This is a genomic window from Haloarcula argentinensis DSM 12282 (assembly GCA_000336895.1).
Lineage (GTDB): Archaea > Halobacteriota > Halobacteria > Halobacteriales > Haloarculaceae > Haloarcula > Haloarcula argentinensis.
On the sequence record AOLX01000005.1, the window covers coordinates 26,794 to 42,930 of the forward strand.

Genomic DNA, 16,137 nt, shown 5'->3' on the forward strand with positions numbered 1-16,137 from the left:
TCTCAGATTTGTCCACCCAGACAGTGTCGCTCTGACCGGAACAGCAGATTTTTTACATGATGTTCGGTCTGCCTAAACTTCGAAAACGCTTTATCCATTTAGGCTGGCCTAAATAGTATGTTGAACGACTCGATGGACACCTCTGAACCGGTACACCGCCTGTCAGTGTCACAGACACCGGACGGAGCGTCGTGACTATGGCGACAGTAGGGAACCGAACGGAGACGACGTTCGACCATGATGTCATCATTGTCGGAGGCGGTCCGGCCGGCTGTGCGGCGGGTGTGTTCACGGCCAGAGCGGACCTCGATACGGCCATCTACGACCGCGGCCGCTCGTCGCTTAAGCGCTGTGCCTACCTCGAAAACTACCTCGGTTTCCCGGCCGGAATCGACATCGAGACGCTGTACGACCGCATTCAGGACCACGCCGAAACCGCCGGCTGTACCATCGTCTCCAAGCTGGTCGACTCGCTCGACAGAACCGATGATGGGGAGGGGTTTGTCGTCGAGACGCAGGATGGGGAGACGGCCACAACTCGCCGCGTTATCGCCGCGACCCGCTACGACGGCGAGTATATGCGGGGTCTGGACGACGATGCGGCGATGTTCGAGACGGACGAACACGACGGCGAGGAACGCGAAACCTTCGACCGCGAGTATGCCGACGCGGACGGCACGACACCGGTTCCGGGTCTCTACGTTGCGTCACCGTCCGAAGCGGCGGATATGCAAGCGATTATTGCGGCCGGCCGAGGCGCGCGAGTCGCACGCCGGGTGATTGCGGACGCGAGAATTGACGACGGGTGGTGGGAGGCTGTCGCTGACGGCGTGGACTGGGTCCGTCGCGAGGCCGAGCTAGACGACGAATGGACTGAACGAGCAACCTGGGTCGAATATTTCGACAACCGGTACGCCGAGGATGCCCCCGTCGAGCCGGATTCGGATCGGTTCCAGCGGGTCCGTGAGGCGGTCATCGACGAACGGCGCTCGTCGTATATCACGCCCGAGGAAAAAGCCGACCGGACCGAAATAGGGCAGGAAGCACTCGCTGGCTACCTGGACCCTGTGGCGGTTGTTTCGGGGCTCGATCAGACCGCCGTTCTCGATGCGATGGACGACGCAACGATCCGGGACTACCTCGGCGCGAGCGACGGACATGCGGAGGTGAGCGAGTAATGGCCAGCGAGACACGGGGCGCCACCGATGCGTGGTCGCGGGCTAGATCCTGGCTCGGGACTCTCGACGGGTCTCTGTTCGGGCTCTGTGTCGCGAGCGTTGCCGTCGCCTTCGGGGCTGGTCTGCTTCAGGTGAGCTTCGGAGCGTACTCGATGACGATCCTCGAGGCGTGGCAGGCCGTGTTCGACCCGAAAGTGTGGTTCAGCGTTCAGGCATGGCAGTCGTTTTTCTTCGGGGCAGAGCTTCCCGAACTGCCGAAACGGACGCTTATCGTCTGGAACATCCGGATGCCACGGGTAATCGTCGCCGTACTTGCGGGGATATGTCTCGCCGTCTCCGGGGCGATATTCCAGGCCGTGACACGTAACGAATTGGCAAGTCCGTTCGTGCTGGGCGTGAGCTCAGGGGCGGGACTCACCGTACTGCTGACTCTCGTTCTGTTCAGCAGTCTCGCCCCGTTCCTCCCGCTGTTTGCCGCGGTCGGTGGCTCTATCGCCTTCTTACTCGTGTACATGATCGCGTGGAAGGGCGGAACGAGTCCGGTTAGACTGGTCCTGGCCGGTGTCATCGTCAACATGGTGTTTACGTCCCTCCAGCGGGGACTGTTCTTCTTCGCCGACGATCTGGGCGTTGTCCAGTCAGCACTGGCCTGGATTACCGGGTCGCTCACGGGCGTCGGCTGGGAGGAGTTCCGCATCGCTATCATCCCGACGCTTGCGGCGACGCTACTCGCGCTGGCCGGCGCACGGCAACTGAACCTCCTCCTGCTCGGCGAAGAGACCGCGAGCTCGCTCGGGATGAGCGTCGAGCGGGTCCGGTTCATGCTGTCTGGAGTTGCCATCCTGGCGGCCAGCACAGCAATCTCCGTTGCGGGGATCATCGGGTTCTTCGGCCTCGTAGTTCCACACATCGTCCGGCTTATTGTCGGGAGCGACTACCGCCGCCTCCTCATCGGCTGTGTGTTCGTCGGTCCGGCACTGATGGTCGTCGCGGATGTCGGCGCACGGCTGGCTTTGAATCCCGCGCAGGTTCCGGTCGGCGTCGTCACCGGCGTCGTCGGTGGCCCGTACTTCCTCTACCTGATGCGGCGACAGGAACAGATGGGTGAGATCTAATGTCACAGAACAACACTAACTCGGATGGTATCGCTACGGCCAACGACATCGCTGCTGGGTCACAGTCCGGTCGCCGGGACCGGCCGCTGGTCGGCGACGATGTGGTGCTTTCGTACTCGGGGACGGATGACCCGGTCATCGACGGTGAATCGATCGCCGCCGAACCCGGGGCCGTGACTGCACTCGTCGGCCCGAACGGGTCGGGCAAGAGCACGCTGCTGAAAGGCCTCGCCAATCAGCTCGAACCGGACGCGGGATCGGTACTGCTGGACGGGCAAGACATCCAGACGTTAGAGACTAAAGCGATCGCTCGAAAGCTCGGCCTGCTCTCTCAGGAGAGTACGTCACCAAACAGTATCTCGGTCGAGGATCTGGTGTATCACGGTCGGTACCCACACCGGGGGTTCTTCGACAGCGTCACCGAGGAAGACGAGGCAGCCGTCGAACGGGCGATTGACCTGGCCGGCTGTGGACATCTCCGTGAACGTGAAGTCGGTAGCCTCAGTGGCGGCCAGAAACAGCTCGCCTGGATCGCTATGGTTCTCGCACAGGACACCGACGTGCTGTTGCTCGATGAACCGACGACGTTCCTTGACCTGCACCACCAGCTTGAGGTGATGGAGATAATCGAAACGCTCCGCGATGAGAGCGAGATTACCATCGTGGTCGTCCTGCACGACATCGAGCAGGCGGCCCGCCTCGCCGACCGGATGGTCGCACTCAACGACGGCGAGATACAGGCTCGGGGACCACCCGAAGCTGTCGTGACGGAGCAACTCCTTGCGGACGTTTTCGAAATCGAGGCGGAGGTCTCGGCCACGCCACACGGACCACGTGTGAACCCAATCCGTGCCCGCCACGACGGCGATGAACACACTACTGGTGACGATACTGCCGAACCGGACCGCGCCGAGGAAGTCGTGGCCGAATAGGGGCCGTAAGACCACCGCGAAATCGCGCTCTGCCCCACGAACTCTTGATACAGACGCCCGATTCAGCGCTTGATACTGGCTTGTTCCGGGTCGGTGAACCGGAACATCTATGCAATTTTTAGGCTAGCCTAAAATAATGGCTGACGACACCACTGACAGCGAGTCACCGACGCGGAGAGAGTACGTCAAGTACGGGGGAACGGTTCTCAGCGCTGGGCTACTTGCGGGATGCACCAGTGACGCTGAGGGGGAAGCCGGGGCCAGACGGACGGAGTCCGGGTCGGGGACAGACACACCCACTGGGAACGGTTCGTACTCCGTGTCGATGTCGCCGATGGGAGCGGTGACCTTCGACTCGCCACCGGAGACTGTCTTCACGCGACTCACACACCACGCAGACATGGCGTTCGCCCTGGGTCGCGGGGACACTGTCACGGCAATGCACGCACCGGACTATTACAGTGGGCTGTGGAATCAGTTCGTCGAACGGCTGCCGGGGGTGTCGCTGGACTGGACCGGGCTCTATTCCTCGTGGGAACCAAGCAAGGAGAAACTGTACGAACTGGATAGCGATATCCATCTCGCTGACCCGGCCTGGATCGCCAAACAGGACAACTGGGGTCGGGAGGACTTCGAGGAGATCGCTACCAACGTCTCGCCCTGGTTCGGCAACTCATTGAGTGACCGACACGCCGAACCGCCGTCCGGATGGACGGACTACGAGTACTACACCCTCTGGGAACAGTTCGAACTCGTCGCCGAAGCGTTTCAGGAACAGGCTCGCTACGAGGCGCTCGCGGCTATCCACGACGAAATGCGCTCGACCATCGATGCGAACCTGCCGCCCGAGTCGGAACGCCCGTCGGCAGTGATGCTCGCCGCGGCTGACATAGACGAGATCTATGCGTACACACTCGACAACCCCGGGTTCCTGACCGCGCATACTCGCCCATTCGGCGCACGGGACGCCTTCGAGGGGTCGGTCGAGACGAACTCTGTGGTCGACTTCGAGACGCTACTTGCGGCTGATCCGGACGTAATCCTGCACCTCGGTGGGTTCGAACCGAGTACAAGCCTTCCGGAGCGACGGGAGGCGTTCAAATCCGACCCAGTTGGATCAGAAATCACAGCCGTACAGAACGACCGGATCTACCCACAGGGAGCGAGGTACCAGGGACCGATCCTCCATCTCTTCCAACTGGAGATGACCGCAAAGCAACTGTATCCCGACCAGTTCGGCGAGTGGCCGACCTACACTGAGGGGCCGTATCCTGAGATTCCGTCCAAGGAACAACTGTTCGACCGCCAGGGCGTCGCAGACATCGTCAACGGAGAAATCTAACCACTGTCTGCCCACTCTCACAATAGGTTACGTAGCAGTATTGAGATATCAAGCTCTATATCTGGATGAACGATCTAATACTATAGCAGTCATTGCTCGTATATATGGTATATAAGGGTATAGTGTTCTGTTTGTCCAGAAAGAATTTATACCACCGTGACATCGACTCACATATGTTAGTACACGAAGGGAACACGCACTCTTACACCACTGGCTCCGACCGATATTGCCGTCACTGCAACGACGTTGCGCTAGCGTACGACCCGTCGGCTGACCGTCCTCGTTGTCGGTCGTGCGGAAAGCTAGTATAGCAGCACCTGTGGATTATAACTGGCTCTCCACAGGACGGCGCACTGAACGCTCCAGCGCTTGGTCCGTACAGATTGCTTCAGCACCGGTCGCATAACGTATAGCGAGTTCTTTCGCGGTTTGCGTGGGTGACAGCCAGCGCAGACCGACTACAGTTTGACGAGAACTTTGATCGCTTCGCGCTCGTCCATCGCCCGATAGCCCTCGGGTACGCCGTCGAGGTCGACGGTTTTCGTGAATATCGGTGACGGGTCGAGTGTCCCCTGCAACACGTCGTTCAGCAGGTCGTCGGCGTAGGCGCGAACCGGTGCGACGCCGCCGTTGAGCGCGATGTTGTCGCCGAACAGCGAGAACACGTCCAGTCCGGAGTCGTCGACGCCATGCGGGACACCGACGTAGCCGACAGTCCCGCCCGGCCGGCAGACGTCGATAGCGGTCTCCATCGCCGAGGCCGCACCGACACATTCCAGAACGTGGTTTGCACCGCCGTTCGTCAGGTCGTCTGCGGCGTCCACGGCCTCTTGGCCGCGAGCGGCGATGGTCTCTGTCGCACCAAACGACTCCGCGAGTTCGAGACGGTCCTCGTGATGTCCCATTGCGATAATGCGTTCCGCCCCAAGACGGCGGGCCGCGAGCACGCCACACAGTCCGACGGCACCATCGCCGACAACAATACAGGTGTCGCCTTCACTGACACCGGCACTCACCGCTGCGTGGTGGCCGGTTCCCATCACGTCTGTCAGCGGGAGAATCGCTTCGAGCGTATCCTCGTCGTTGGCGTGACGGTCAGGAACGCGGACGAGTGTGCCGTCGGCTTCCGTTGCTCGGACGTACTCGCCTTGGCCGCCGCCGTTGTCGCCGCCCCAGGAATCGCCGTTGACACAGGACGTGTGCAGTCCTTTCCGGCAGAACTCACACCGGCCACAGCTGATGACGAACGGGGCGAACACCCGGTCGCCGGGCTCGACTGAGCGCACATCGTCGCCGACTTCCTCGACGATACCCATCGGTTCGTGGCCGACGCGGGACCCCTCCTCTCGGTCGCTCTGGCCGCGATAGAACCACAGATCAGAGCCACAGACGGCGGTGTGGGTCACGCGAACGACCGCGTCGGTGGGCGATTCGATTTCCGGCCGCGGGACCTCTTCGACGGTAATCTCACCGGGGCCGCGATAGATGGCTGCGCGCATATGATCGCTTCGGGGCGGCTGTGCAAAACCGTTCTCATGCCTTTGCCACATCCGACTGAACGTTTTATTGGATGGAAACAATTACCAGCGATGGAACATAATTGCAGAAACATGACGGACGTTCTCATCGTCGGGGGCGGCCCCGCCGGCCTGAGCGCGGCACTGTTTGCACAGAAAAACGGGCTGGAAACGACAGTCTTCGACACTGATGGGACCTGGATGCACAAAGCTCACCTGTTCAACTATCTCGGGGTCGGCTCTCAGGATGGGTCCGCGTTCATGGAGACAGCCCGGTCGCAGGTGGATAGCTTCGGCGTCGACCGAAAACAGGGCACAGAAGTGACCGACGTGGAGCAAACCGACGGCGGGTTCGAGGTTGTAACCGAGGATGACACGTACAAAGCCTCCTATCTCATCCTCGCGACTGGGGCTAACCGTGACCTCGCTGAGACGCTGGGCTGTGACATGACTGATGAAGATGTCGTTGACGTGAATGTGACGATGGAGACGAGTGTCGACGACGCCTACGCGACGGGTGGGATGGTCCGAGCCGAGGAGTGGCAGGCCGTCATCTCCGCCGGCGACGGCGCGGCGGCGGCCCTGAACATTCTCACGAAGGAGAAAGGGGAGCACTTCCACGACTTCGATACGCCCGCCGACGCGGATGCGCTGTTCGGTCCCGAGGAGTAGATTCCGAACCGGCTCTGGAAGCGCCTATCCCATTGTTAACCACTAAACACGGTTTTACTGGCCACTGAGTGGCGAGTACAGGCTGGGTCCGCTGTTGGAGTGTTCTGGCCGGTCGATGCTAAGCAGGTACGTAATTCGAAGCGTCAGTGCCCTTTTCGCGTCACTGTGACCGTTTCGGCGTTCGAAAGCCGGCTGACTGTATTATCGTCTGATTCACTATGGCACCACAGCCGAATCTGTTCTCTGTGAAGGAGTTCGCGTTCACCCTCCGGTTCACTGCGGGGACCGACCCGGTAATGGACCTGTTTCACGAGTACCCGACGCTACGACTCCGGAACGGCATGTGTACCGTGACCGAAAACGCTATGTGGCGTATCGACCACGTAGACGGTCCCGCTGACGCCATCTCTGCGTTCGATGAGGTGTTTCTCGACGAAGAACGCTGTAACGAGTGTCTCGACGAGCACCGCTGTTCCGGGACGCGGGAATATCAGGTCCTCGACCGGCGACCGGCCGCCAGAACTGTATATACGTATCACGCACACATCGACCGGTGTTGTGCAGTACCTGCTATCGTCACCGACTACATCGGGGACGGTGTCGTCTTCGAATCGGAACGCACCAGCGGTACGTATCGGTGGCGGGTGTTGTCGCCGGTCGAAACGTCGCTCGATCCGTTGGTCGATCGTCTCGAATCAACACTCCGAACTGGGGTACAGCTCGATGTTGACCATCTGGGAAACGGTGAACGACGGCGGCACAAGACACAGCCCGTGTTCCCACAGTGACTGCGTAGGGTCAACGGCAGTGCGTATGCGTTGTAATAGAATGTAAACCCAACTCGATTAAGTACGATGCCGCTAAACCACCACGCCGAAATCAGTGGACCGACCGCTCGTCGCTTTCGTCAATAGCCTCAATCGGGTCGGCGTTGCCAAACGATGGCTCCGGACCGTCCCCGGCCGCGGCCCACTCGCAGGCATTGGCGAGGACCTGCTGGACCGCGTAGTTATGATAAATCGGGTACGTCTCGTGGCCCGGGCGGAAATAGAAGATTCGGCCCGCCCCGCGGCGGTAGCAACACCCTGAACGGAACACCTCGCCGCCCTCGAACCAGGAGTTGAACACGAGCGTGTCCGGCGCGGGGATGTCGAAGCGCTCGCCGTACATCTCGGTCTCCGGGAGTTCGATGTACTCGTCGATACCATCGGCGATGGGGTGGCCTGGTTCGACGACCCACAACCGCTCGGTTTCGGCGGCTTCGCGCCATTTCAGACTGCAGGTCGTCCCCATCAATTCACGAAAAATCTTCGAGTAATGGCCCGAATGGAGGACAATAAGCCCCATCCCGTCGAGGACCCGGCCTTTCACCCGGGCGACCACCTCATCAGCGACCTGATCGTGGGCGGCGTGGCCCCACCAAGTCAGAACGTCAGTTTCTGCCAGTACCTCTTCAGTGAGGCCGTGTTCGGGCTCCTGAAGCGTCGCGGTTTCCGTGTCGAAGCCGCGCTCTTCCAGTGCCGAGGCGATCGCGCCGTGAATCCCGTTGGGATACAGGTCTGCCACCGCTTCGTGTTCCTGCTCGTGGACGTATTCGTTCCAGACTGTGACGCGTGTCATACTCGTGGTTTCAACTTCCGCCGTAACGGCGTTCGCCAAGCGGCAATCCGTACGACGAGAGAGTGCGACACGTTTTCCTATCCGGGGATGTTTGCCGGGTATTCATTCACATACCCTCATCTGTCTCAGATACCGTTTTGTGTGATGCAGCGCTGGATGGTCCGGCTTGGTCCACCGCGCGCCAGCGTCGCTACACAGTGGCTATGACAGCCGCAACGCTGAACGCCGATACGCCCCGATATCCAGCCGTATCCACAGGGCCGTGAATACTGCCCTGACACTGTGGAATACAGACGACTGTAACCCTCTTCAGTGGGAGTACAGTCGAGTGAAATCGCCGCGTAAAGAACTGCTATACCGGTTACACACGACTGTATCCCGTTCCGTTAGTTCGTACAAAATAACCCCTGATTTTTGTTGTATCAACGCTTCTCGCTCCCGTTCCGGCAAAATTCTGTATAGACTATAATGTAAACGGTAGATAGGTATAAATACTCCCTGCCAGACGACGTGACTGATGCACCCTATCAGAAACCGCCGTATCGGATGGTTTCGAGCGATAGAGCCACGTACCGAGGTGGTTCCGAAATGAGAGCACGACACCGTTTCCCGGAGCGGATCATCGGTGAAAGTGCGACCTGTCCGGACAGGTGCTCAGAGGTGAGGCCCGATGTCTGAGCACACACTGGTGCTCATGGCACTGCTCCCGCTGGCGACGATTGCGGTCTTGATGGTCGGGCTGTACCAGCCGGCAACACGGACGATGCCCATTGCGTGGGCGGTGGCGGCTATCGCCGCCTTCGTTGGCTGGCAGATGTCCCCCCAGTTGATCGCCGCCGCGTCGATACGCGGGGCGCTGACAGCGACCAGAATCCTTGTTATTGTCTTCGGGGCGATACTCCTGCTGTACACGCTGAAACAGTCAGGCGCGTTCGAGGTCATCAACGCAGGGTTCTCGTCGATCAGCGACGACCGGCGTGTGCAGGTCATTCTGCTCGTGTTCCTCATGGGATCGTTCATCGAGGGCGCGGCCGGCTTCGGGACGCCTGCGGCCATCGTCGGCCCGTTGCTGGTCGGCTTGGGCTTCCCGCCGCTTGCCGCTGTTGTCGTCGCCCTCACGGGGAACATCCTCGCTATCACCTTCGGGGCAGTCGGAACACCGCTGATCATCGGGCTGCGTGACGTGGTGTTCGCAGAGGGTACGGGTGCCTCACAGCAGGTGCTGCAACAGGGTGGCTTCGAGAGCGTCGGTGCGTACGTCGCCCAGATTGGCGTGTGGGCGGCGCTCATCCACGCTATCGTCGGCATCGCCATCCCGTTCATCGGCGTGGCGATGATGACGCGTTTCTTCGGTGAAGAGCGGTCCATCAAGCCGGCGCTCGAAGTCCTGCCGCTGTGCCTCTTCGCGTGGGCTTCCTTCGCAATCCCATACGTCGCGACTGCGTACTTCCTCGGTCCGACGTTCCCGGCACTGCTGGGTGCGATGGTCGGGCTACTCGTGGTCACGACCACGCTACGGGCCGGTTACTTCGTCCCCGACGAGGAATGGGACTTCGGCCCGCAGGCCCAGTGGCCGGACCACTGGATCGGCAGTATCGAGCCCGGAGAGGGTGTCGGCACCACATCGGGAAGCAGCCGGGAAGGAACGGTCGCAGCTGACGGTGGCACGGCAACGTTTGAAGACTCACACTCGCAGGATATGTCGCTGGGTATGGCCTGGCTGCCGTACCTCCTCGTCGCCGCGTTGCTCGTCGTGACCCGCGTTGTCAGTCCGATTCAGGAGTTCCTCTCGACGAACGGCGTTCTGCTGTGGAATAACATCCTCGGCACGCCGTTCTCGGAGGGCGTCGAGTTGTTCTACCTCCCCGGGAGTCTCTTCGTCCTCGTGGCCGTGATTACCTACGCGCTCCACGGGATGTCAACCGACGAAATCAAGTCCTCGTGGAGCGAGGCGCTCCGAAACATTGCGCCGGCTGTCGTGGCGCTGTGGTTCGCTGTCGCGACGGTCATGATTATGCAACGGACCGGCAGTACCGTTGTGCTGGAGGCCGCGCCGATCAACTCCGGAATGCTCGGACTGCTGTCAGATATCACGGCGAGTGGGACCGGCCAGATGTTCCCGTTCTTCTCGGGCTTCATCGGCGCGTTCGGTGCCTTCATCGCCGGTTCGAACACGGTCAGCGACATCCTGTTCGGGCTGTTCCAGTTCCAGGCCGCCCAGCAGATCGGTGCCCCCACCCAGATTGTCGTTGCCGCACAGGCGGTCGGCGGCGCAATCGGCAACCTCATCGCCATTCACAACGTGGTCGCCGCCCTCACGGTGGTCGGCCTCATCGGCGAGGAGGGACGCGTCATCCGCCTCGAACTGATTCCGGTGCTGTACTACGGTGTGTTCACGGGTATACTGACGCTTATCCTGGCCTTCGTCGTGGCCCCGGGCGCCTTCTAACCCGACTCACCTTCCCACCTACCTCTACCCACTTCCCATTCATGGCATACGATTCCCGACTCTCCGAGCAACGTGACCCGGCGACAGACCCGAACGCGAACTACGACTATCAGGGCGATAGCATCCACAGGCCGGATCTCGTGGCGGCTCTGGAGCGTCGTGTAGACGGTGATGTACGCTTCGACACGTACACTCGGGAGTTGTTCGCAACTGACGCAAGCGCGTACGAGCAGCTCCCGATCGGCGTCGTCTCCCCGGTCTCGACTGATGACGTGGTCGCGGTGATGGAATATTGCGCCGAGGAGGACATTCCAGTCCTCCCACGGGGCGGCGGGACTAGCCTCGCCGGACAAGCCGTCAACGAGGCGGTCGTCCTCGATTTCAAACGGCACATGGACGAGGCGTTGTCGGTCGACCCGGAAGCCGAGCAGGCTCGCGCGCAGGTCGGCATCACCATCGCTCGCCTCAACGACCGGCTCGAACCTCACGGGCTGAAGTTCGCGCCAGACCCGGCCTGGGGCGACAAGAGCGTTCTCGGCGGTGCAATCGGGAACAATACGACCGGTGCACACTCGCTGAAATACGGGAAAACAGACGCCTATATCGAGGAGTGTGAGGTCGTCCTCGCGGACGGAACCCGGACGACATTCGGCTGGGTAGACGTTGATGATCTCGAAGCACGAGCGGCCGAGGCCGGCCCCGACGCCGACCTCGAAACTCGGATCTACGCCGAAGTCTCGAAAATCCTCTCAGAAGACGCCGTGGAGATTGACGACAAATATCCGGAGCTCAAACGCAACGTCTCCGGGTACAATCTGGACGAACTGGTCGATAACGCCAGGGAGCGCGGCGAAGTCAACCTCGCACGCCTGCTCGCCGGGAGCGAGGGAACGTTGGCCGTCGTGACGGAGGCGACGGTTTCGCTCGAACCTGTTCCCGAGGCCACGGCTGTCGCCATGCTGACCTACGACGACATCATCTCGGCGATGCGGGACGTGGCCCCGATTCTCGACCACGACCCCTCGGCCGTCGAGGTTATGGACGACGTGCTCCTTGATCTCGCTACGGAGACACCGGAGTTTGCCGACGTCGTCGGCATGCTCCCCGAGGAGACGGACTCGACGCTCCTCGTCGAGTTCTACGCCGAATCGGCCGAGGAGGGCGCTCAGAAGGTCGCCGATCTGCTCGCCGACCGACTCCCAGGATACGACGCCAGAGAGTCCCCAAGCGAGGGGGCGGCGTCGCTCACTGATGCCCCCGTCCACGCCGTCGATGCGCTGGAAGCCTACGACGCGGACCGACAGGCAAAATTCTGGAAGATGCGCAAGGCCGGGCTGCCAATTCTCCTGTCGCGGACGGGCGACGACAAGCACTGGCCGTTCGTCGAAGACACGGCTATCCCGGCTGAGAACCTCCCGGAGTACGTCGCCGACATCCGGGAGTTGTTCGACGAGCACGACACCTTCGCCTCCTACTACGCCCACGCCGGCCCCGGCGTCCTGCATATCAGACCGCTGTTGAACCTGAAATCCGGGGACGGCATCGAGACGATGGAAACCATCTCCGACGCTATCACGGATCTCGTCGTCCAGTACGACGGGTCCGTGTCGGGCGAACACGGCGACGGGCGTGCCCGAACCCAGTGGAACCGCAAGCTCTACGGCGACGACCTCTGGGAGACGTTCCGCGACCTGAAGTCGGCGTTCGACCCCGACTGGCGGCTGAACCCGGGGAACATCTGTGGCGAGCACGACCCGGCCGAGAGCCTCCGGTACGACCCGGAATACGAATTCAACGCTGGCTTCGAACCGACACTCGACTGGGACAACGAGAACGGGTTCCAGGGGATGGTCGAACTCTGTCACGGCTGTGCGGGCTGTACCGGCCACCAGGAAACGACTGGCGGCGTCATGTGTCCGACCTACCGCGCGGCCGAAGAGGAAATCACGAGCACTCGCGGCCGGGCCAACATGCTCCGGTCGGCGATGGACGGTGATCTCCCGGATGATCCCTTTGAGGAGGAGTTCGTCACGGAAGTCCTTGACCTCTGCATCGGTTGTAAAGGCTGTAAAAAGGACTGCCCGAGCGGCGTCGACATGGCGAAGCTCAAGGCCGAGGTGGTCCACGAACACCACCAGCGCGAGGGCATCTCGTTGCGGGACCGACTGTTCGCTAACGTCGAGACCGTGCTCTCCCTCGGGAGCACGTTCGCTCCGGTATCGAACTGGCTGATGGACCTGCCGGGGTCGGGACTGCTCATGGAGAAAACGGTCGGTATCACGGAAGAGCGGACGCTACCCGGCTTCCACCGGACCACGTTCCGGGACTGGTGGGCTGACCGCGGCGGCGCAATGGTCGCGGCGAGCAAAGCTGACCGGAAGGCGCTCTTGCTCGCTGACCCGTACACGAATTACAGCCACCCCGATGTCGGGAAAGCGGCTGTAGAAGTGCTGGAGGCGGCGGGCGTCCACGTCGTCGTGCCCGACGATGTGACAGACAGCGGCCGTCCCGCGTTCTCGAAGAGTATGCTAAACCACGCTCGTGAGACAGCTCAGGCGAACGTGGACGCGCTCGCACCGCGAATCCGCGACGGCTGGGACGTGGTCACCATCGAACCCTCGGACGCGGTGATGTACCAGGTCGACTACCGGGACCTGCTCTCCGGCGACTATGTCGACACCGTCGCGGAAAACACGTACGGCGTCTGCGAGTACCTCGACACGTACCGGCTGGGAGAGACGATCGCCTTCGACGAGCCAGGCGACTCGCTGGCGTACCACGGCCACTGTCACCAGAAGGCGACGAAGAAGGATCACCACGCCGTCGGCGTCCTCCGTCGGGCCGGCTACGAAGTCGACCCGCTCGATTCGGGCTGTTGTGGCATGGCCGGGAGTTTCGGCTACGAGGCCGAACACTACTCGATGAGCGAGGGCATCGCGGACCTCCTGCTGGGACAGATAGATGACTCGCCCGCCGGGCAAGTCGTCGCGCCCGGCGCGTCCTGCCGGTCCCAGATTGACGACTTCGGCGACAGTGACGTGGAGCCGCCACATCCCATCGAGATGGTCGCGGCGGCGATACGGTAACCGGGTCCGGCGACACCTCCCGGCAGTGGTCAGAACCCGAATCCGTCTCTTTGTCTGACCGTGACGTCGTGCCCGTCAACTGTTGATCGAAGCGCCTGTGTGAACGGTTCGGGGTCGAACTGGCCGTGGACACGAACCGTCGTCGCGGAGTCTGCCCGGGGCTGTGCGGTGATTTTCGGCCGACCGACTCGACCACCAGTGTGGATATCGACGCTGTCGAGCGTGTCGTATGATTGTGTCTCGACCTGTTCGGCCGTCTCGATTGCCGCGGGGACGCCCTCCTCGACCACCTGTGAGGCGAATGCGGCGGCCCGCTGATCCGGCGACCCGAACAGCAGGTCGACGGGTGTCAGATAGTCGTATTCGACGAAGTACGCCCGCTCCGTACAGAACAACACGTCGACCAGCCGGAGCGGGTACGACCCACGCATCGTGTAGTGCAAGTGGACGCGGAGTTCGTCGGTCACGAGAACCACCCTTTTGCAGTGGCAGCGTCAGCGACCGTTCCGTCTGCCGCAATCTTCGCACGTCCTACCCGAGACATCGTATACACCTGGACGAGCAGGAAGACCGCCCAGAGGGCGTACCCGCCCGGTGCACTGCCGAGTATGGTCGTTTGGACGGCGAACGCTCGTAATCCCAGCCGTGTCGTCAGCCCCGTTCCGATCAAGAGGACGCTGAAGTAGCCGAAAAACGCGGCGGCGATCCACATTGCGGCGATCCGACCCCAGCCAGGCATCGTGTGCTCTGGCAGCCGGACCGTGTTGACGAGCTGGACGATGATGATGTACGGCCACATCAACAGCCCGGACATCGCCGCTCCGACGACTAGGAGCCCGAAGGGATCGGATATTGATATCGGAAGGGTGAGGATGAGCACGCCCCAGCCACAGAAGACGGTCAGCAATCCCCAGAACAGTCGCGGCAGGCTCCAGCCCGCCTCCCGCCCGTATAGCTCGTAGATGATGTCTGAACTGTTCCGGACGAACGATTCGATGATTGCGTATTCAGTCGTGAACAGGGCGAGAAACAGCGTGACGTAGATGACGCCCGTCGTGAACCCGCCGACCGACGGTGCAATCTCGATGAGCCACATATCGACCGCGTCGCTCGTCGCACCCGGCGCCTGTGACACCGCGATGACGACCAGCATCGTTGTAACGAGGAGAAGACCCAGCAGGAAGGTCAACAGGTGTTCGAGCTGTGTCACGCGCCACCAGCCCCGCCACCGCTTGAGGTTCTGCGTGTCCGGAATGAACGTGAACCCGTCCTCGTGGACTGTCTCGGGGTCGTCGCCGGCGAAGGGGTTCTTGATCCGACCCTGATACCGGCCCATTCCGTAGCCCTTCTCGCGTATCCAGAGGCTCTGTGAGAGGTTGAGGTAGCCGCCCGCGCCGGCGTAGGCCAGCGCCCCGACCAGCACGGCGATGGTTCCGACCGGCGAATAGTCACCAACCTCCGTCAGACTTCCCGGGACGCCGACCAGCACATCCACCGACCCAATGAGAACGAACAGCAGCAGTGAGAACGCAATAGACAGCGCCACCAGAACGAGCTGGAGGCTCTCGACGACGTTGTACATCAGCGGTGTCACCTGATAGGTCACCCAGATGAACACCATGAGCCCGATGCCGAACAGTCGCCAGCCGACGATGTCGACACCGCCGAAGTCATACGTTCCGAGTCCAAGACCCTGTGCACCGATCTGCGCGGCGCTCGCAGCCCACCCCGGCCAGCCGAGACTGATGAACCCGCCGACCAGCATGGCCAGCGGGAGGACCGGATGGACCCGTTCGAACGCTCGAAACACGCTCTCACCGGTCGCCAGTGTCCACCGCTGTATCTCCGTGTTGATGACAAAGTGGAGACAGACAGCCGTGAGGAACAGCCAGTACAGTCCCCACCCGTAGCTGGCGACCAGATGCGGCCAGAACAGCGTCTCACCGCTGCCGAGCGACGCCCCCAGCATGATCGCGCTGGGACCGACGACGTGGCGGAGTTTCGGCACTTTCGGCAACGAGAGTTCTCTGAACCGCCCGCCCGACCCCGTGTCCGGATGGGCATCGCTCTCCGGTGCTACCTCGAGGTTGTCGTACGCGACCGGGGTGTACGATGAGATCGGATACCGCTGCTCTTTGCGAGAGGCGTACACCTCTGCTGTCTCTGACTCCGTCTCTTCCGCTACCTCCGACTGTTCCGTCGGCTTTTCCTCTGGCATCGATGAAC

Annotated in this window: 12 protein-coding genes; 8 read left to right on the top strand and 4 right to left on the bottom strand. The window is 61.6% G+C overall.

Annotation, left to right across the window (positions count from 1 at the left end):
• Positions 1 to 197: 197 nt before the first annotated feature.
• The 4 genes from C443_RS00845 (at position 198) to C443_RS00860 (ending at position 4,567) form a co-directional block, all read left to right on the top strand.
• Positions 198 to 1,178: an FAD-dependent oxidoreductase gene (locus C443_RS00845; RefSeq protein WP_005532890.1), complete on the top strand. Its 981-nt coding sequence runs from the start codon at positions 198 to 200 to the stop codon at positions 1,176 to 1,178.
• Positions 1,178 to 2,293, top strand: a complete 1,116-nt coding sequence (locus tag C443_RS00850) for a FecCD family ABC transporter permease (protein ID WP_005532891.1) — start codon at positions 1,178 to 1,180, stop codon at positions 2,291 to 2,293. Before C443_RS00845 ends, C443_RS00850 begins: the two co-directional genes overlap by 1 nt.
• On the top strand, positions 2,293 to 3,225 hold the full coding sequence (locus C443_RS00855) for an ABC transporter ATP-binding protein (protein WP_005532892.1): 933 nt from the start codon (positions 2,293 to 2,295) through the stop codon (positions 3,223 to 3,225). Before C443_RS00850 ends, C443_RS00855 begins: the two co-directional genes overlap by 1 nt.
• A 136-nt stretch (positions 3,226 to 3,361) precedes the next feature.
• Positions 3,362 to 4,567 carry an ABC transporter substrate-binding protein gene (locus tag C443_RS00860; RefSeq protein ID WP_005532893.1) on the top strand — a complete coding sequence of 402 codons (1,206 nt, stop codon included), beginning with the start codon at positions 3,362 to 3,364 and terminating at the stop codon, positions 4,565 to 4,567.
• A 458-nt stretch (positions 4,568 to 5,025) separates the two neighbouring features.
• Here C443_RS00860 and C443_RS00865 read toward each other — a convergent pair whose 3' ends face one another.
• The gene (locus C443_RS00865) at positions 5,026 to 6,066 is read right to left on the bottom strand and encodes a zinc-dependent alcohol dehydrogenase family protein (RefSeq protein ID WP_005532894.1); all 1,041 of its coding nucleotides are present in this window, start codon (positions 6,064 to 6,066) and stop codon (positions 5,026 to 5,028) included.
• 111 nt (positions 6,067 to 6,177) lie between these two features.
• On the opposite strand from C443_RS00865, the gene C443_RS00870 reads away from it, so the two are divergent.
• Together C443_RS00870 and C443_RS00875 are read left to right on the top strand one after the other, a co-directional pair.
• A complete protein-coding gene (locus tag C443_RS00870; RefSeq protein ID WP_005532895.1) occupies positions 6,178 to 6,756 on the top strand; it encodes an NAD(P)/FAD-dependent oxidoreductase in 579 nt (192 codons plus the stop codon).
• Positions 6,757 to 6,974: 218 nt separating this feature from the next.
• Complete coding sequence (locus tag C443_RS00875; protein WP_005532896.1) at positions 6,975 to 7,544, top strand: hypothetical protein; 570 nt, start codon at positions 6,975 to 6,977, stop codon at positions 7,542 to 7,544.
• A 91-nt stretch (positions 7,545 to 7,635) separates the two neighbouring features.
• Here the strand turns inward: C443_RS00875 and C443_RS00880 are convergent, their stop codons facing one another.
• Positions 7,636 to 8,376 (bottom strand): ThuA domain-containing protein, encoded by a 741-nt coding sequence (locus C443_RS00880; protein WP_049943804.1) that lies wholly within the window; start codon positions 8,374 to 8,376, stop codon positions 7,636 to 7,638.
• Positions 8,377 to 9,046: 670 nt separating this feature from the next.
• Between C443_RS00880 and C443_RS00885 the strand changes: the two genes are divergently transcribed.
• Positions 9,047 to 10,825, top strand: a complete 1,779-nt coding sequence (locus C443_RS00885; protein WP_005532899.1) for an L-lactate permease — start codon at positions 9,047 to 9,049, stop codon at positions 10,823 to 10,825.
• Between the two features lie 41 nt (positions 10,826 to 10,866).
• Positions 10,867 to 13,911 carry an FAD-binding and (Fe-S)-binding domain-containing protein gene (locus tag C443_RS00890; protein ID WP_005532900.1) on the top strand — a complete coding sequence of 1,015 codons (3,045 nt, stop codon included), beginning with the start codon at positions 10,867 to 10,869 and terminating at the stop codon, positions 13,909 to 13,911.
• A gap of 29 nt (positions 13,912 to 13,940) precedes the next feature.
• Here C443_RS00890 and C443_RS00895 read toward each other — a convergent pair whose 3' ends face one another.
• Together C443_RS00895 and C443_RS00900 are read right to left on the bottom strand one after the other, a co-directional pair.
• Positions 13,941 to 14,387 carry a hypothetical protein gene (locus C443_RS00895; protein WP_005532902.1) on the bottom strand — a complete coding sequence of 149 codons (447 nt, stop codon included), beginning with the start codon at positions 14,385 to 14,387 and terminating at the stop codon, positions 13,941 to 13,943.
• Entirely contained in the window at positions 14,375 to 16,129 is a 1,755-nt protein-coding gene (locus C443_RS00900) for an Nramp family divalent metal transporter (RefSeq protein ID WP_005532903.1), read from the bottom strand. Before C443_RS00900 ends, C443_RS00895 begins: the two co-directional genes overlap by 13 nt.
• Positions 16,130 to 16,137: the final 8 nt, after the last annotated feature.